This window comes from Natrinema saccharevitans (assembly GCF_001953745.1).
GTDB lineage: Archaea > Halobacteriota > Halobacteria > Halobacteriales > Natrialbaceae > Natrinema > Natrinema saccharevitans.
Genome location: NZ_LWLN01000001.1, coordinates 1,035,065 through 1,052,484 on the forward strand (window position 1 = coordinate 1,035,065; position 17,420 = coordinate 1,052,484).

Here is a 17,420-nt window from a genome sequence, read left to right on the forward strand (position 1 = left end):
GCGTCACTCGAGGTATCCCAGATCCGCGAGTCGCTTCTCGACCCCCTCGTCGGCCGTCTCGACCGACGGGTCCGCGTCGAACCGGGGATACGAGCGGGTTTCGGTCGGCTCGACGCAGGGCAGCGCCTCGCCGTCCATCCGCTCGTCGGCCGGAACGCCAAGCGTCGCGAGGACCGTCGGCGCGATATCGAACAGGTGCGGCCGGCCGACCCCCGCATCGGGATCGATCGCGTCGCCGCTGGCCGCGACGGTCCCCTCGAGCTTGTGGTTCCAGGGCTCGCTCGGCGGGCCGAACTGCTCGTCGCGCAGCGTCGCCGACAGGAGGTGATCGAAGTCCGCCGGCACGGTCACGACGTCGACGGCGCGGTCGCTCTCGGGGCCGTGGAAGAACTCCTCGCGGGGAGCGACGGTCTCGAAAACGGGGTCGCCGTCGGGCGTCGTGACCGACCGTAACTCACCGATGAGCCGCGACCGGACGGTCTCGTACTCCGAGCGGGGGACGACCCCGTCGGGCTCGCGGCCCTCGAGGTTGATGCGGATCCCGAGTTCGATCCGCGAGCGGACGGAGGCGGTCGAGGCCGCGAAGTCGACCTGCGTCGCGCCCGCGTTGACCAGCCCCGCGGGGGCGTACTCGGCCACGACGTCGTCGATCCCGAGTCGCGCGAGGACGGCACCGATCCGCTGGCTCGTGAGTCCGACGCCCGCGGCCCTCGCCATCGCACGCTCGGCGAGGCCGGGCTCGTAGCTCGTGGCGTCGTCGCCCTCCTTGAGGTTGCCGTCTCTGACCGTCGCCCACGTGGGCATTCCCTCGCCGCCGCGTTCGGCCTCGACGACGCCGCGGTCACGGAGATAGTCGTTGACGCGGAACTCGTAGCCGTCGTAGGGTCCCATCCCGTGGTCGCTGGCGACGATCACGGTGTCCGGATCGTGGGCCGCGACGGTCTCGCGGAGCTGGCGGTCGACCTCGCGGTAGATCGACCGGATCGCCGCGTCGTCGTCGGGGCGCTCGTGGAAGATCGAGTCGGTCGCCTGGAACTCGAGGAAGCCGAACTCCGGATCGCACCGGTCGGCGAGATACCGAAACGCCTCGCCGCGGGTCCGGACGCAGTCGGCGTAGGCGCTCCCGCGGTCAGCGGCGTCCTCGTCGGGGTAGACCCGGTACTTGCCGATCGATTCTCGCACGTCCGCGAGCAGGCCGGCGGGGTGACAGTCGGGGTCTTCCGGCGCGGTGTAGCCGGGGATCAACGCGCCGTCGAACTCCCGTGGCGGGTGGGTCACGGGGACGTTGACGACGACGCTCGTGATCCCGTGTCGGTCGAGCAGTTCCCACAGCGTCCGCTCGCGGACGTCGGTCGCGTTGACCACGTCCCAGTCGTAGCCGTCGAAGGACAGAAACCCGTAGACGCCGTGTTTGCCCGGGTTCATCCCGGTGTACAGCGACGGCCACGCCGAGGCCGTCCACGGCGGAATCTGGGACTCGAGCGGGCCGCTCGCGCCGTCCCGGTAGAGCGACTCGAGGGTCGGTACCTCGCCGGCGTCGAACAGCGGCTCGAGGATCCGCTCGCAGGCCGCGTCGATGCCGACGAGTAGCGTTCGAAGGGAGGATCCGTCGTCCATTATTGACGATTCCGGGACACTCTCCTTTCGTTATTGATCGAATTCCCGTCGGAAATCCGGTGTTCACGACCCCGCGGCCGGCGCAGGGCGTTCGGCCCGGCGGCGGTGCCCGACTGCGCGTTCGCCCGCGAGGGAACAGCTGACCGCAGGTATTCCCTCCCTGTGAGTCACTTCTCGAGAGTATAACAGCTGCGTAACTAACACCGTTCGAGTACGGTCATCTCACATGGGAACGATCGTCGTCTCACTGGACTCCGAACTCGCGTGGGGATTTCACGACCTCGACTCCCCGCCCGAACGCCGGGTCCGGGGCGCTCGAGCGGGCTGGCAACGAGCGATCGACGTCTTCGACGAGTACTCGATCCCCGCCACGTGGGCCGTCGTCGGCCACCTGCTACTCGAGGAGTGTGACGGAGCCCATCGTGACCATCCCGCCGCGGGCTCGGGATGGTTCTCCTCCGATCCCGGCGGTGACGCGAGCGAGAACGAGCGGTGGTTCGGCCCGGACCTCGTCGACCGGATCCGGGACGCGGACGCCGACCACGAGATCGGGTGGCACGCGTTTTCGCACACGGTCTTCGATCGGGAACGGATCACGCCCGAGATCGCGGCGGCGGAGATTCGACGCTGTGCGACCATCGCTCGCGAACGCGATCTGCCCGCCTCGTCGTTCGTCTTCCCGCGCAACGTCGTCGGGTTCCGAGATCTTCTGGCCGAACACGGCTTCAGGGGGTATCGGGACGTCTCGCCACCGCGCTGGTACGACGGCTCGCCGGCGTATCCGCTCGCGAAGTTCGCGAGCTACACCGTCGGCGAGACGCCGCCGCCGCTCGTTCGACCGACCGTGGACGAACACGGTCTCGTGAACGTCCCGGCTTCGCTGGATCTCTTCTCGTTCGAAGGTCCCGCTCGTCGCGTCGCTCGAACGATCGGCGAGGACCCCGTCGTCAGACAGGCCAAGATGGGGATCGACGCGGCGGCGGAGCGCGACGGCATCTTCCACGTCTGGCTCCACCCGAACAACCTGGTCCGGGAGTCCGACCGCGACCGGCTCCGTCGGATCCTCTCGTACGTCGCCGACCGGCGCGACCGCGGGCTGCTCTCGGTCGAGACGATGGCCGACGTGACGGATCGCGTTCTGGACGACGCCACACACGAGGCCACGACCGATGGCGCCGCTCGAGCGGTCGGCGACGATGACTGACTACACGATTCGGCGGTTTCGGCGCGGGGACCTCGAGGGGTACCTGTCGCTGTACGACGACGTCTTCGGGCGGCGACCGGACGAGGGCTGGTTCCGGTGGAAGTATCGGGACAACCCCTACGCCGACCGCGTCCCGATCTACGTCGCGGCGGCAAACGGCGAGATCGTCGGTGCGCGCTCGTTTTTCGCCCTGCCGCTCCGGACGGGCCGCACCGTCGTCCGTGCGGTACAACCGTGCGACACGATGGTCCACGAGGCCCACCGTCGGCAGGGGCTGTTCACACGGCTGACCGAGGCGGCGATCGAGGACTACCGGGACGGCGAGCCGGAACTCTGTTTCAACTTCCCTAACAGCAAGACCCGCGCCGGCAACCGACAGCTCGGCTGGCGAGTGGCCGCCGAACGCACGTCGTACTACCGCATCCACGACCCGTCGGCGATCGCCGCCGGGAGCGGCGACGGCGTCATGGCCCTCGCCTCGAGTGCCGCCTCACCGGTCGCGAGGGGGTATCTGGCCGCGTGGGATCTCGTTGCGGACGGCGGATCGGCGGGGGCCGATGTCAGCGTCCGCCGTCACGAACCCGTTCCAGCGGCGCGTCTCGCGTCGCTCTATCGCGAGTCGGTTCCCGACGGGTTCCACGTCCCGCGAGACGAGCGGTTCCTGCAGTGGCGGCTCCGCAGGCCCGACTGGGAGTACCGCGCGTATCTCGCGACCGACGGCGACCGAGACCGCGCCGCGATGATTACCGGGACGGACCGGTCCCCCGGACTGACGCGGACGATGATCCTCGATGTCCTCTCCGGTGTTGACGGGTCGACTGCCGTCCGCGAGCGCCTCCTGACCGCCGTCCTCGCGGACAACCGGGCGGCCGACCTGCTGGTCGCTTCGTCCGACTCGATTCCCCGAACGACGCTCCTGAAACGGGGCTTTCTGCCCGACGACAAGCCGCCGCTTTCGCCCGTAACGGAGACGACGACGCTGATGGTCCGACCGCTCTCGCCGGAATCCGATTGGACGCTCGGCGGCGACGCGATCGACGACGGCGACAACTGGGCGACGACGTACCTCAGTCACGACAGGAACTGAACTCCGGTGGGTGGGACCCGATGCGGCTGCGGACGCCCCCTCGAATCGCGCTATTTGACCGAGTCGTACAGCGACGCGACCTGCCGGACCCCCCAGGAGCCGTACTCGAGGCTGTAGTAGGTCCGCAACTCGGGGTTGAACTTCGCCTTGTAGCGGTTGATCCGGCGGGTGTCGGCCCCGACGAGGTCGTAGGTCCCGAGCCCGTGCTCGAGTCCGTCGCGCATGATCGCCCAATCGAGGAGGTCGTTGGTCGGGACGTCGACGTCGGCGTCGGTGCGGACGCCGCCGAGCCAGCGGCCGACGGCGTCGCCGTACTCCAGCGCGAGGATGCCGCCGACGAACTCGCCGTCGACCCGGAGGGTGTAGGGGCGGACGTGGCCGTTGGGCGACCTCTCGGCCAGGTCGAGGACGAACGCGAGCGGCACGTCGAAGTCGATCCCCTGGGACTCGTACCGGTTCCGGACCTGCTCGTGGATCAGCCGGATCTCCTCGCGGCCGCCGACGTCGATCTCGTAGGCGTCGTCGTCGGCGTTGCGGACGTTGCTCCGCGCGTCGCTGCTGAACGACATCAGGAGGGCGTCTTCGTCCCGCTCGAGGTCGACCGCGTAGGTGTAGGCCGGCGTCGCGTCGTACTCGTTCCACTGGAACGGCCGCGCGTCGTCGAAGGTCGTCGCGGTGCGGACGTGGCCGTATTTGGGGTTCAACTCGGACTCGATCCACTCGAAGCAGCCGTCCATGAACCGCTGTCGCCGGCGCTCGCGCTTGCGCTGTTTCAGCTTCCCCATGTTCAGGAATGCCGGCCCGAGGTAGGGAACGCGGAGGCCCGGCGGCGGCGAAAACGCCGTCGTCACGACCCGCTTCGTGATCTCGAAGACGGGGAAGATCCCAACCGGCTCCTGTCCTTTGAACCCCACCAGCGGATGCAGCGTCGCGTCCGCGTGGTCGGCCTGTACCCGCAGCGCCTCGAGTTCGTGACCCAGCCGCCCCTGTGGCGATCGCTCGACGTACCCGTTCCACTGGTCCAGATCGTCCCCCGTCGCGACGCGGACGTCGATGCTCATGGTCGCGATCCCTCGCGTGCGATCGGGGCGGTCGTCGCTCGGCGTTCCATGAGCGGAGACTCCCCGTACAGCTACTTTGTAAGCAGCCTGTTTCCGTCGTCTGAAGCGACGGGTTCGCTCGCGCTGTCGGGAGTCGGGGCGCTGTCCCAGCGGGGCCGGCCTCGACCGCCACGGTAGCCGACTAGTAACAATACCTGACAGGATGGTGCGGTCGAGAAAGTACAATGAAAGGCCTGCCATTTCAGCCGGTCGCGGCCCTGCGGCGGCGAAGCAAGTCCCTCCTCGCTGGTTCCCCCATCGATCTGCTCGGTGTCGCCGGCTTCGTCCTCGTCGCGGCCGTCCTCTTGACGGTCGTCGACGCCGCGTCGCCGGTCCTGCGGGCGACAGTCGGGTTCCCGCTGTTGTTCCTCGCGCCCGGTTACGTGTTCCTGTCCGTACTCTTCCCCCGGGAGACGCCCGCGAGCGCCGACGGCCGGTCCCTGCTCCGACAGACGGTTCCCCTGTCCGACGCCGAGCGAGCGGCGCTGTCGTTCGGGCTGAGCTTCGCGCTCCTCCCGCCACTGGGGCTGGTGATCGCCGCCACGCCGTTCGGGTTCACCACCTCGGTCGTCGTCAACGCCGTCGCGGGGGCCACCCTGCTCGGGACCGGCGTCGCGATCGCCCGCCGACTGGCGGTTCCGCCCGCCGACCGTTATCGGCCCGGCCGCCGACTCGAGGCGGCTCGTGCAGCGATCTTCGACGCGAGGTCGACGCGTCAGGTCGCCGTCAACGTCGTCCTCGCCCTCAGCATGCTCCTCGCGCTGACGACGGTCGGCTACGCGCTCGTCGCACCCCAGGACGGCGAGGAGTACACGAGCCTCCGACTGCTCACGGAGGACGACACGGGCGAACTCGTCGCGTCGGACTATCCCTCGGAGATCGAACCCGGTGAAGCCGTCCCGCTGGTCGTCGCTGTCGAGAATCAGGAGGGGGCCGACGAGGAGTACACGGCCGTCGTCCAGGAGCAGCGCCTCGAGGACGGAGAGGTGGTCGAACGCAACGAGTTACAGCGGGTCGACTACGGCGTGGACGCCGGCGACACGGCCTACGCCGATCGCACCCTGTCACCCGAGGCCGAGGAGGGGTCGATCCGGATTGCCGTCCTCCTATACGACGGGGACGTTCCGGAGACGCCGACGACCGGGAACGCGTACCGTCACAGCTACGTCTGGGTCGACGTCACCGACGGCGAGTGAGCGGCCGCTCGTCACCGTCGGTTCGAACGGAGTGGGCCTCGACGCCTCGGTAGCGACTCGAGCGACCCTCGACAACCGGCGCTCACGATTCGAAGCGCCGGTTCGCCGGTCGATTCCGGCCGGGTCCGATCTCGATGTCGTTCGCTCCGTAGAGACGGTACGAGCTAGCTTACGGTCGGCAACCGGTGAATAACAAGGCCCGCGATCGGGCAACGTCAGGGTAGTTCGAATGTCATCCCACTCAGCCGTCGACGACGATCCGATTCGGAAGCTGGTTCTCGCGATCGGCTTTCTCGCGGTCAGCGCCAGCGCGCTCGTCGCGCACGCTAACCCCGCGACCGGCTACGAGATATCGATCTACACGATGACGCCGCGGGCGGTCTGGGCGGGGCTGTTGGTCGCACTGAGCGTCTCGCTTGCCGTCGCGTTCGTCCCGTTCTCACGGGAACGTCGGCCACGCGGGGATCGCGTGACCGCGCTCCTTCTCGGCGGGCTCGTGATGGTCGTCTTCGTCGCACTCCCGATCGTTCGCGGCTATCGCTTCTACGGGCACTACGACGCGTTGACCCACCTGGGGTGGGCTCGCGGTATCAGCGAGGGGACGTACCTCCCCTTCGAACTGTTCTATCCCGGCATCCACACGGTGACGACGCTCGTCCACTCGACGGTCGGCGTTCCGCTCTCGCGATCGATGCTGTTCGTCGTCGTGCTGGCGGCAGTACTGTTCTGTCTGTTCGTCCCGCTCTGTCTCCGCACGATCCTTCCGGACGGTCGAGCCGCGACGATCGGCGGGTTCTCGGCGTTCCTCCTGTTGCCGATCACGACGATTTCGATGTATCTGTCCCCCCACTCGATGTCGCAGGCGGTGCTGTTCTCGGGGGTCCTGCTCTATTTGTTCACGAAGTACCTCCGAACCGCTCACGACGGGGTCACGTTTTCCGCCGTCGGCGTCGCGTTCGCCCTCACGTCGCTCGGGGTGGTCCTCTATCACCCACAGCTCGCAGCACACCTGTTCGTCGCGTTACTGGGGATCTGTGTCGTCCAGTACCTCTCGCGCGTGGCCAATAGTGGCGGGCGAATCGCCGACCAGACGCCCGTCTACGGACAGGCGCTGTTTCTGGGGGCCGCATTCCTGCTGTGGAGTTCGAACTACGGATTCTTCGGCGGCACGATCCGGTACTTCCTCGGCTCGACCGTCGACTTCCTGTTCGGCCGAGGCGGTGCGGTCGGCGACACGGTCGGAACGCAGGGATCGTCGCTCTCCGCGATCGGCGGGAGCCTACTCGGGATCTTTCTCAAGCTGTTTTCTGCCCAGCTCGCGTTCTCGCTGCTGACCGGCGGCCTCGTCCTCGCCGCGCTGGTCGTCCGCCGCTCGGAATGGCTCGACGAGGTCCGCCCCGAGACCACGTACTTCACCGTCGCCGTGATCGCGCTCGGGCCGGTGTTCGTGGCCTACTCCGTCGCCGCCGGATCGAAGATGTACTTCCGCGTGTTCGGGTTGATGATGGTCTTCGTCACGATTCTCGGCGCGATCGCGTTACACGGGCTCTCGAGGCGTCTCTCGAACTGGACCGCCGACTCGAACGCGTCCGTCTCCGGGAGTCCGGTGTTCGCCTTCGGGTTCGCCATCTTGCTCGTCGTCTCGCTGCTCGCGGTGTTTCCCTCCCCCTACGCGTACAAGGCGTCGCCGCACGTGACCGACGCTGCGATGGACGGCTATCGGACCGCGTTCGACGAACGGAACGAAGAGATCGAGTTCCTCGGCCTGCGAAACGGGCCCGACCGGTACGACGACGCGGTGAACGGGAACCAAGACCGGAGCGACGCCCACCGGGACGTGTCAGCGGCCGAACTCGAGGCGGGAGTTGCCGGCCAGTACGAAGCCGATCGGTACCTCTCGTTGACGCGGGCCGATTACGAACGAGAGGTCGGTGCGTATCGCGAACTCCGGTACACCGCGTCCGGTCTCGATGGCATCGGCCGGGAGCCGGGCGTGAACCGGATCCAGTCCAACGGCGAGTTCGAACTGTACTACGTCCCCGGGAACGAGACGGCGACGTGACACAGCCGTTCTCCCCGGCACCTACTCCGCCCTCGAGGCGGTAAACGCCGCTATAACAATACCCCTTTCCGTCCGTTCTCCGATGGAATGACGGTACGCACCGCAGTCGTCGGCGCAGGAACCGTGTCGGAGGTCCACCTCTCGGGACTGGAGAAGAACCCCCGAACCGATCTCGTTGCGATCTGTGACGTCGATCTCGATCGCGCGAACGAAGCGGCGACGGCGTACGATATCACGCCGTACTCGGATCTCGAGGATCTGTTGGCCCGCGAATCCCTCGACTGGCTCCACGTTTGCACTCCCGTCCAGACGCACCTCGAGATCGCCCGGACGGCGATCGAGGCCGGGATTCCGGTTCTCATCGAGAAACCGGTCACGGAGACGGTCGCGGAACTGGAGGAACTCCAGCGGCTGTCCGATCGACACGGCGTGCCCGTCTCGCCGGTCCATCAGCACCTGTTCGATCCGGCGATGCGGACGGCGCGTCGGCTGATCCGGTCCGGTAACGTTGGACCGATTCACGGTGTCGACGTCATCTATACCGGTCTCACGCCACCGGACGCGGCGAAGCGGGGAACCTGGGTGTTCGATCTCCCCGGCGGCGAGTTCGAGGAGGGGCTCCCCCATCCGATCTACTCCGGGCTCGCCGTGGGTGGCTTCCCGAAATCCACGGACGATATCTCCGCCAACACCCGTCTCGCCGGCGAGTACGAGGACGACTTCGCCTACGATACCGCCCAACTCCAGTACGAGTCGGCCGACGGTGCGCTGTGTACTCTCAAGATGCTTTCCGGGTCGAAACCGCGACACGAGATCCTGATCCACGGCGAAGGGGTGTCGATGCGTCTGGACCTCATTCTCCAGTCGGTCGAGACGATCGAAGACGAGTACCACCTCTCCTCGGTCGACAAGGGAAAACAGGCCATCAGTCGGTCGGCGAATCACCTGACGGATCTCGCCGCGAATCTCAGGCTCGTCGCCGACGCGCAACTCAACGACGACTGGGAGACCGCGACGCGGATGAACCCCCACTACGCGCAGTTCGATCGCACCGCCCGCGCGCTCGAGGCGGACGGGCCGATGCCGGTTTCGCTCGAGTCCTCGAAGTGGACGATCACGCTGTTGGAAGCTCTTCGCGACGCGGCGACGCCCGAGTCCCTGCGCGCGACACCATCGTAAGCAACTGGTGACGGAACCATCGACGTCCCGCGTATCGAACGGCGTAATTCGATCGGGTTGCTCCACAACCGCCCCTCAGAATGGTTGACGAACGGAAGATACTGACCGGATTCAAGGCAACGCTCGTCGCAGAAGTCGTTCGGACGGTCGCGAAGGGTGGACTGGTCGTCTTGCTCGCACGGGTGTTCCTGACCCCGGACGAGTACGGGCTGCTCTTTCTCTCGATCTCGGTCTTCGGCGTGGCCTTGCTCTTTAGCAGGATCGGGATCCCGCGCTCGACGGCGCGGTACGTGACCGAGTATCGCGAGACGGGCCCCTCGCAGGTTCCACACATCGTCCGCGGATCGCTGTCGTTTCTCGCGCTTTCGATGACGACCGTCGCGATCGCGATCGCGCTGTTTCACCGCCGGCTGGCCGGCTGGATCGGCGAGGCCGAACTGGCTCCGTTCCTGCTCGTCGGGTTCTTCTATATCATCGCTCGAACCGCGAACTCGTACGTCCACACCCTGTTTCAGGGGTTCAATCGCGTCGCCTGGAGCGCGCGGATCACGATCGTCTCGAACGTCGGGATCGTCGCGTCGGTCATCGCGTTACTGGCGCTCGGTTTCGGCACGATCGGCGCGTTGCTCGGCTACGTCGCCGGTTACGCCCTCGGTGCGCTCTGTGGGCTCTACTTGCTGTACAGGCTCGTTTCCGAGTTCGAGCCCGCACCGTCCCGCGAGGAGGGACTTTTGCGGCGGCTCCTCGAGTACAGTCTCCCGCTTTCGGTCTCAGGCGGCTCGAACGCACTGTACAAGCGGGTCGATACGATCCTCGTCGGATTCTTTCTCACGCCGGCTGCCGTGGGTTACTACACGCTCGCCAAGCAACTGTCCGATTTCATTATCGCGCCGGCCGGCTCGCTCGGCTTTGCCGTCTCGCCGTCTTACGGGGAGTACAAGGCAAACGGCGAACTCGAGCGAGCCGCCGAAATCTACGAGGCGACGTTCGAACACAACGTCCTCTTTTACGTCCCGGCGGCCGCGGGGCTGGTCGTCGTCGCGGACCCGCTCGTCAGGTTCGTGTTCGGTGCGGCGTACACTGGCGCGGTCCCCGTCGTTCAGGTGTTCGCCGTGTTCATCGTCTTCCAGTCGATCGACAAGATCACCAACGACGCCCTGGACTACCTCGGCCGCGCGAAACATCGTGCCATCTCGAAGGGTGCGACAGGGGCGTTCAACTTCGGCCTCAACCTGCTTCTCATTCCGGCCATCGGCGTCACCGGCGCGGCCGTCTCGACCGTCGTCAGCTACGGGATCATGGTGGCGATCAACATCTATCTGATCCACACCGAGCTATCCCTCTCGATAGCCCGTCTCGGCAGGACGCTCGCACTCGTCTGTGCGATCGCGGGCGGGATGGCAGTGATCGTCCACGCGTCGCTCGTCGTCGTGACCGACATTCCCTCGCTGCTGGGTGTGGTCCTCCTCGGGGTCTGTATCTGGCTGGTGGGTGCCGTCACGAGCGGCCTCTTGGACGTTCGGCGGGCGGTTTCACAGCTTCGCTGATCCGCGGCGAATCCCGACAGGTCGCCGCGCGTCGACCGCATCGGACCGAGACGGATGTCCCCGTCCGCTCGTTTTCTCGTGTGCCTCGTGACTAACTGCCGTCGAATACGTCGTGCCGGACGTCCGGTTCGTACTCGAGGGACAGTGATGCGGACGGCTGTTCGGCCGGTCGTCACGTCGGTCGTTCTCCGAGCCGGGAATCGAATCGACGGCCGCTCGGATCGGCATCTCAGTACCGTCGACCGTCTGCTCTCGGAGCGAATCGACTCGGGTAAGCACTACTTACTCCGGTCGATATCGGGTCGCTTCGGGTTCGAGTCTCCCGCCGATCGCCTGTTCTCTTAGTCTTCCCTCGAATTACATACAGAGTGGAATGTAGAATATACACTAGGATATAAACAACGAGAAAAGGATATTCTCCAAATATTAAGTAAATTCAGACAGAAAGTTTATGGTGGTAAGTTCGAATTAGCTGATGGTATGGCACGCGATAATTCGGTACTGGACGACGTCGAATCGACCGATACAGAGAGTCTGACGGCGGGATCTGGCAGTAATAGTGGATTACTCCATCGTCGACGATATCTGAAGTTCCTCGGGACCGCCGCGACCGCGGCGGCCGCGATGACCGGGGTCACCTCGGCGGCGGACGACTACGACGTAATCGAAGTCGGGGCGGGGGAATCTCGGACGGTGCGACTGGACGACGGTGAGACCTTCGAGAACAAACTGATCGATATCACCGCTAACAATGCCCGGTTCCACATCAGGGCGATCGCCGACGACTGGGAGATCCGCAACATCGGCTTCCGGGGCAACTGGGACAGCACGGAGAAGGCCGACGCCATCATCTGTCAGGTCAACAGTCCGGACGCGACCGGCCTGATCGAGAACGTCTACTTCATGGGCAGTCAGAACGACGACACCTACCCCGGGATCACGGGTATCAACGTCGCGAACGGTCACTACGGACGCGTCGAGATCCGTAACGTCAACATCCAGAACTGCCCGGACAACTCCGTGTACGCGAGCAACCCCGGCGACCCGGCGGATCACACCATCGGGGCCGGCGGCGGCGGCGAGGTCATCATCCGTGACTCGTACGCTCGCAACTCCCGCGCCGGCGGGTTCCGCGTCGGGACCGACGGCTCCCTCGTCGACAACTGCGTCGTCGTCGGCTGTGACAAGGGCGTCTGGGGGTACTACGAACACATCGAGGTCAGAGACTCCGACATCTCCGACTGTAAACACGCCGACATCCGGTGTGGCGCTCAAAACTGGGACAAGAGCCAGCAAGCGGAGATCACCGTCACGAACACCCGATACGAGACGACCGATAACCGCGGCGCGGCGATCCACGGCTCCTCGGCCGGAACGGCCCAGCGGACCGAACCCGAGGACGTCGCGGGCGTCCCGCTGAGTCCCGAGGCGGCCGCGTCCGGCTCGTCGGGCTCGAGTGACGACTCGACCGGCGGAAGCGACGACGCGACGGACGAACCGGAATCGGAAGGGAGCCTCCTCGCGTTCATCACGGAGCCCGACGCCAGCTACGCCAGCTACGAGTTCACCGCCGACGGCCCCGTCGAGTTCGCCGATGCACCGTACGAGAGTCCGTCCGGCGGGCGTATCGAAGGCGGAACGTACACGTCCGAGGACTTCGTCGAGTCCGACGACGGCACGTGGCGTGCCGGCGGCGTCACCGGCGGTGGCCACGGCGACGCCTACCGCGTCGACGGCTCGCTCACCTCGATCAACGTCGACAACCCCGACGTGATGTGGGTCGAACTCGACGGCGAGGAGATCGATCCCGACTCGGTCGGCGACTCGGACCTCGAGAACACCTTGCTCGTCGACGGCGTCGGAACGGCCGGCGGCACCCGCTACGAGTTCACCGTGAGCGGCGCGGTCGAGAAGTCGACCGCCGGCAGCGCGTCGATCAACGCCGACGACCGCATCGAGAGCGGCACCGTCACCGGCTCCGTCGGCGGCTGGCGCGACGCCTTCAGCTTTAGCGGCGACCTCGAGGAACTCACCGTCGACGGGACCGCTCGCGTCTACGTCAACGGCGACCAGGTCGATCCGGCCGATTACGGCGACGAACGGCCACACGTTCTGACACTCGTCGGGAACGGGTCGGCCGCGAACTACGAGATCAGCGTCGACGGGACGATCGACGCGGCGGTGGGCGACGACGCGGCGGCGTCGGCGACCATCTCCGAGAACACCGTCGATGGATCGATCGATCGCGGCGTTCAGCGGTTCCGGTTCTCCGGCACCGTCAGCGATATCACGTTCACCAACGGCTCGGCGAACGTCTACGTCGACGACGAAGAGGTCGAGCCGGACGAGGTCGGCGAGTCCGAGCTGTTGCCACACGCGATCACGATCGACGGACGCGACGCGGACGGTGACTCGTCGTACGTCTTCGAAACCGACGGCGACGTCGTCGCCTCGAGCTACCGCGACGCCACGGTCGACGACGGCGACGTCATCGACGGGACGACGGTCAGCGGCAGCGTCGCCGACTCGCTGGACGCCTACTGGTTCGACGGCGACATCGTCGACTTCCGGCTGACCGGCGACGCGAGCGTCGACGTCGAGTACGACGTTCGAGACTGATCGCGATCGGGGAGGGGACGCCGAGCTCCGAGGCAGCCGTTTATTTGACCCGCGAGAGTTTCTGATAGGCCGTCTTCGCCAGCGACATCTCCAGTCCCGACGATTCGACGACGTAGTACTGGCGGAGGTCGCCGTTGAACTTGGCCTTGTACTCACAGAGCCGTTCGGTGTTCGCGCCGACGAGGTCGTAGCCGGTCACCGACTCGAGGGCGGGATCGGTGAGGGCGTCCTCGAGGATCGCCCGGTGGAGGAGGCTGTTGACGCTGACGCCCTCGTAGGTGGCCGTCACCCCGCCCTGCCAGAAGTACGCGAGGTCGGGCGAGTAGAGGGTCACGACGCCGCCTCGGTACTCGCCGTCGGGGGTCCGGGCGACGTAGACCCGCCACAGTTCGTCGTCCAGAGCGGTGAGGAGATCGCGGAGGAACGCCCGCGAGATCGGCGGCGGATCGTCGTGGGCCCGGTACTGCTCGACCACGTCCTCGTAGACCCGCAGGGCCGACTCGATCCCCTCCCGTTCGACCGCGAGATCGAGTTCGTCTTTCTTGCGCATCTCTCGGCGCAGGCTCTTGCTGAAGCCTTTCATCAGGCCCTCGATCGTCTCGCCTTCGCAGTCGACGACGTAGGTGAACCGCGGTTCGAGCGAGAAGTCGTTCCACTCGTAGGGGCGGGGATCGACGTACTCGAGCGGACAGCGCATCCGAAAGAGCGTCGTCCGGTCGCCGACGCCGACGGCGTCGATCACGCCGGCCGTCAGCTCCCGGTTGATCCGCTCGCGCTTGTGTCGCTTCGGGCTGGCCGGATCGAGTATCGGGCCGAGCCGCGGGACGCTGAACGAGACCGGCGGTGAGAGAACCGTCCGGCCGATCGAACGCTCGTCGACGAACACCGGCAACAGGCCGACCGGCTGCTGGCCCTTGAAGGCGCCGTACAGCCGTAGCTCCGCGTCGGTGTGGTCGTCGAGGACGCCCAGTGCGTCCGGCTCGTGAAACACCTCGTAGCCCGTCGCCGGCAAGGCGTCGCCCCACTCCTCGAGGGTCAGCCGTTCGATGTCCATGTAGGTCTCCCTGCGGTGAGTATTCGCTTTGTTATCGCGTTGCTACCGACGGTAATCGGGCTCTTTCCGGTCACCGGCAGCCGCTCGGCCGCCGAGCCGCAACCGGCTCCCGGCTCACCGCTCGAGGGTCGCCAGGATCCGCCGCCAGTCCTCGCTCGCCCGCTCGAGCGAGACGTCCGACCGGACCGCCGTCGCGGCCGCCCCGAGCGAGCGCCGGAAGTCGGGATCGTCCAGACACCGTTCCATCGCCGCGGCGACGGTCGCGGGCTCGCGGTCCGAGACGACGAGCCCGTTCTCGCCGTCGGTTACCACGTCGGGAATCGACCCCACCGGCGGGACGATCGCGGGCAGGCCGGTCGCCATCGCCTCGAGCATGACCAGCGGCAAGGCGTCCCGCTCGGAGGTCAGGACGAACGTTTCCGAGCGGTGGTAGTACTCGAGCGGTTCGTCCACCCAGCCGGGGCAGTCGACCCGGTCCGACAGCCCGCGGGCGGCGAGTTCGTCGACGACGGCCGACCGGAGGGGGCCGTCGCCGACCATGACCGCCCGGAACTCCCGGTCGGCGGCCTCGAGTTCGGCGAGGGCGTCGACGAACCGGAGGGGGTCCTTTTCGGCGCTGAACCGGCCGACCCAGACGAACTCGTAGTCGGTCTCGACCGCCCGCTCCGGCGGCCGGTAGGTGTCGACCTCGATCGCGTTCGTCAGCCGCTCGATCCGGTCGGGCGGGACGCCGAACCGGACGAGTCGCTCGGCGTGGGCGGTCCCGGGGACCGACACCGCGTCGAAGCGCCTGAACAGCCACCGGGGGACGGGGCCGTACCACTGCTCGGCGTGATGGTCGAGATCGATCCCGATGATCCCGAGGTGGGCGGGGTAGCCGTAGATCGCTTTCAGCGCGAGCGCGTAGCAGCCGTAGGGAACGAGCGAGATCGACGCGACCGCGTCGTAGTCGTTGCGATACCCCTCGTACAGCGCGAGGACGAAGAGGAGAAAAACGCGGACGATCCGCGGGCCGACCTCGGGGACGCGGACGGTCCGCGCGGACTCGACGCCGCCGGTCGGATCGAGACAGACCATCGTCGTTTCGCCGGCGACGTCGGCCAGCGGTCCGTAGTGGCGCTCGTTTTTGTGTGCCAGCCCCGTCACGACGAGGACCCGGCGATCGTCGACTGCCGGTGTTCCGTCTGCCGGTTCCCCCGACGCCGCTGCCGTCGCTGCGGACTCCGACCCGGACGCCGCCCCCGGCCGCTCCGGACGCGACGACGCCCCGGATCGACTCATCGGTCACCGACCGCCGACGGGTCGGCCGTCCCGCGACGCTCCGGCACCCGATCGGGTCCGGTTCGGCTCGCGCTCGCGAGCAGGAACTCCGAGAGCGCGTAGGACATCCACCCCTGACACCAGCGCATCAGCGTCACCCGTTTCGTGTGGTGGCGGTACTTCCGGTAGTAGAACCGTCCCTGTTCGGGCTGGAGGTTCGTCAGGACCCACCGGAGAATCCGTTCCGCGAACGCCAGCTCGCCCTCGCGAGTGAACACCAGGATCCCCTGCGTGCTGGCGTGAATGTCCCGGGGATAGGCGTTCTCCTCGTCGAAGTTGGGCGCGCCGTCCAGTTCGAACAGTTCGGTCCGGTAGAACTCGAGGGCGTCCTCCAGCGCGTCGGCGTACCGATCTTCGTCGATGACGTCGCGATAGCGCTGGAGACACTCGATGACGAAGCCGTTGTGGTGGTTGTCCATCGAGAGGTGGGAGGCAGAGGCCGGCAGCCGGTAGGGCCACCCGCCGCGGTCGGTCTGGTGGGCGACGACGTGATCGAGGATCTCCGTCGCCCGCTCGCGGTACTCGTCGTCGCCGAAGTGTTCGTAGAGGTCGACGAGCATGCCCGCGCCGAGCGCCGCGGAGTTGAGGGTGTAGGAGTCGTCCGGGTGGTTCATGTGATAGTCGATCTTCGCGCCCGCCGGCACCTCTCGGTAGTTCAGGTCCTCGACGAGGAAGTCGCGCGCGGTCCGGGCGATCTCCGCGTATCGCTCGTCGAGTCGGGCGGCGCACAACAGCGCCTTCACCGCGTAGGCGGTCGAGACGATGTCGGGATCGTTCGGCTCGCCTTTCGTGTGGAGATGCTGGATCTCGTGGCGATGCCCCCCGCAGAACCCGCTGTACCCCTCACACCGCTCGGCGACGAGCCAGTCGGCGAGTCGTTCGGCCTCCGCGAGCGGGTCGAACGCCGGTTCGTTCGCCGGTTCCCACTCGGCTCCGAGGTCGTGGTAGTTCAGGTTCGCCATCGCGAACAGGCCGCCGCCCTTGAAGTTACGCCGGAGTTCGACGCGAAACAGCGGCCTGACGTCGACCGGCGTCCGTTTGACGGTCTCCTGGACGGCGAGGTTGAGCCACTTGTTCTCGACCGGCAGCGACTGCAGGAGCCGGCTACTCATCCCGTCGCCGTAATCGGGTCCGACGTAGTCGCGTTCCCGGGCGTAGGCGAGCGTCGACTCGAGGGCGGGCCCGTATCGCTCGACCGCTCGAGCGTCCGTCCCCGACCTGTTTTCCCCCGTCGAATCGCCCGCCGGGTCGGCGGATCGGGAGGTCGCGGTACGCGAGAGTCGCCGGACGCCGATCCGCGGAATGTACTCGGACTGCATCTGTCTCCGCGCTCCCGCCGGCGGGCCATTATTATACGGCGGCTACCCCCCTCGAGCGGTCGCGCTGGAGACCGATCAGTTCGGTTGACTCTCCCGTCGAAACTGGTATGAGCAAG

The 17,420-nt window shown here is 66.8% G+C and carries 12 protein-coding genes; 7 read left to right on the forward strand and 5 right to left on the reverse strand.

Going from position 1 to position 17,420, the window contains the following annotated elements; genetic code table 11:
* Positions 1-3: 3 nt before the first annotated feature.
* Positions 4-1,617, reverse strand: a complete 1,614-nt coding sequence (locus A6E15_RS05250; RefSeq protein ID WP_076144415.1) for an alkaline phosphatase family protein — start codon at positions 1,615-1,617, stop codon at positions 4-6.
* Positions 1,618-1,843: 226 nt separating this feature from the next.
* Between A6E15_RS05250 and A6E15_RS05255 the strand changes: the two genes are divergently transcribed.
* Positions 1,844-2,821, forward strand: a complete 978-nt coding sequence (locus A6E15_RS05255) for a polysaccharide deacetylase family protein (RefSeq protein ID WP_076144417.1) — start codon at positions 1,844-1,846, stop codon at positions 2,819-2,821.
* On the forward strand, positions 2,787-3,908 hold the full coding sequence (locus tag A6E15_RS05260; protein ID WP_084177339.1) for a GNAT family N-acetyltransferase: 1,122 nt from the start codon (positions 2,787-2,789) through the stop codon (positions 3,906-3,908). The genes A6E15_RS05255 and A6E15_RS05260 overlap by 35 nt, the downstream gene beginning before the upstream one ends.
* A 50-nt stretch (positions 3,909-3,958) precedes the next feature.
* On the opposite strand, the gene A6E15_RS05265 is transcribed toward A6E15_RS05260, so the two are convergent.
* On the reverse strand, positions 3,959-4,969 hold the full coding sequence (locus tag A6E15_RS05265) for a lipid II:glycine glycyltransferase FemX (protein WP_076144421.1): 1,011 nt from the start codon (positions 4,967-4,969) through the stop codon (positions 3,959-3,961).
* 224 nt (positions 4,970-5,193) lie between these two features.
* Between A6E15_RS05265 and A6E15_RS05270 the strand changes: the two genes are divergently transcribed.
* The 5 genes from A6E15_RS05270 to A6E15_RS05295 all read left to right on the forward strand — a co-directional run bounded on the left by A6E15_RS05270 (position 5,194) and on the right by A6E15_RS05295 (position 13,611).
* Complete coding sequence (locus A6E15_RS05270; protein ID WP_076144424.1) at positions 5,194-6,204, forward strand: DUF1616 domain-containing protein; 1,011 nt, start codon at positions 5,194-5,196, stop codon at positions 6,202-6,204.
* 229 nt (positions 6,205-6,433) lie between these two features.
* Positions 6,434-8,266, forward strand: a complete 1,833-nt coding sequence (locus A6E15_RS05275; RefSeq protein WP_076144426.1) for a DUF6541 family protein — start codon at positions 6,434-6,436, stop codon at positions 8,264-8,266.
* An 87-nt stretch (positions 8,267-8,353) separates the two neighbouring features.
* Entirely contained in the window at positions 8,354-9,445 is a 1,092-nt protein-coding gene (locus A6E15_RS05280; protein WP_076144428.1) for a Gfo/Idh/MocA family protein, read from the forward strand.
* A gap of 80 nt (positions 9,446-9,525) precedes the next feature.
* Positions 9,526-10,992, forward strand: coding sequence for a flippase (locus tag A6E15_RS05285; RefSeq protein ID WP_076144430.1), 1,467 nt, complete (start codon positions 9,526-9,528; stop codon positions 10,990-10,992).
* Between the two features lie 480 nt (positions 10,993-11,472).
* Positions 11,473-13,611, forward strand: a complete 2,139-nt coding sequence (locus A6E15_RS05295; RefSeq protein ID WP_076144434.1) for a right-handed parallel beta-helix repeat-containing protein — start codon at positions 11,473-11,475, stop codon at positions 13,609-13,611.
* A gap of 40 nt (positions 13,612-13,651) precedes the next feature.
* On the opposite strand, the gene A6E15_RS05300 is transcribed toward A6E15_RS05295, so the two are convergent.
* The 3 genes from A6E15_RS05300 to A6E15_RS05310 all read right to left on the reverse strand — a co-directional run bounded on the left by A6E15_RS05300 (position 13,652) and on the right by A6E15_RS05310 (position 17,304).
* Positions 13,652-14,665: a GNAT family N-acetyltransferase gene (locus A6E15_RS05300; protein WP_076144436.1), complete on the reverse strand. Its 1,014-nt coding sequence runs from the start codon at positions 14,663-14,665 to the stop codon at positions 13,652-13,654.
* Positions 14,666-14,779: 114 nt separating this feature from the next.
* On the reverse strand, positions 14,780-15,946 hold the full coding sequence (locus tag A6E15_RS05305) for a glycosyltransferase family 4 protein (RefSeq protein ID WP_076144438.1): 1,167 nt from the start codon (positions 15,944-15,946) through the stop codon (positions 14,780-14,782).
* On the reverse strand, positions 15,943-17,304 hold the full coding sequence (locus A6E15_RS05310) for an antibiotic ABC transporter permease (protein ID WP_076144440.1): 1,362 nt from the start codon (positions 17,302-17,304) through the stop codon (positions 15,943-15,945). The genes A6E15_RS05305 and A6E15_RS05310 overlap by 4 nt, the downstream gene beginning before the upstream one ends.
* Between the last annotated feature and the right edge of the window lie 116 nt (positions 17,305-17,420).

What these genes read in the sequence shown, in the direction of transcription:
- A6E15_RS05260 (WP_084177339.1), top strand. Translation starts at nt 2,787, where the DNA reads ATGGCGCCGCTCGAGCGGTCGGCGACGATGACTGACTACACGATTCGG.
- A6E15_RS05285 (WP_076144430.1), top strand. Translation starts at nt 9,526, where the DNA reads ATGGTTGACGAACGGAAGATACTGACCGGATTCAAGGCAACGCTCGTC.
- A6E15_RS05265 (WP_076144421.1), bottom strand. Translation starts at nt 4,969, where the DNA reads ATGAGCATCGACGTCCGCGTCGCGACGGGGGACGATCTGGACCAGTGG.
- A6E15_RS05305 (WP_076144438.1), bottom strand. Translation starts at nt 15,946, where the DNA reads ATGAGTCGATCCGGGGCGTCGTCGCGTCCGGAGCGGCCGGGGGCGGCG.
- A6E15_RS05295 (WP_076144434.1), top strand. Translation starts at nt 11,473, where the DNA reads ATGGCACGCGATAATTCGGTACTGGACGACGTCGAATCGACCGATACA.
- A6E15_RS05255 (WP_076144417.1), top strand. Translation starts at nt 1,844, where the DNA reads ATGGGAACGATCGTCGTCTCACTGGACTCCGAACTCGCGTGGGGATTT.
- A6E15_RS05270 (WP_076144424.1), top strand. Translation starts at nt 5,194, where the DNA reads ATGAAAGGCCTGCCATTTCAGCCGGTCGCGGCCCTGCGGCGGCGAAGC.
- A6E15_RS05310 (WP_076144440.1), bottom strand. Translation starts at nt 17,304, where the DNA reads ATGCAGTCCGAGTACATTCCGCGGATCGGCGTCCGGCGACTCTCGCGT.
- A6E15_RS05275 (WP_076144426.1), top strand. Translation starts at nt 6,434, where the DNA reads ATGTCATCCCACTCAGCCGTCGACGACGATCCGATTCGGAAGCTGGTT.
- A6E15_RS05280 (WP_076144428.1), top strand. Translation starts at nt 8,354, where the DNA reads ATGACGGTACGCACCGCAGTCGTCGGCGCAGGAACCGTGTCGGAGGTC.
- A6E15_RS05300 (WP_076144436.1), bottom strand. Translation starts at nt 14,665, where the DNA reads ATGGACATCGAACGGCTGACCCTCGAGGAGTGGGGCGACGCCTTGCCG.
- A6E15_RS05250 (WP_076144415.1), bottom strand. Translation starts at nt 1,617, where the DNA reads ATGGACGACGGATCCTCCCTTCGAACGCTACTCGTCGGCATCGACGCG.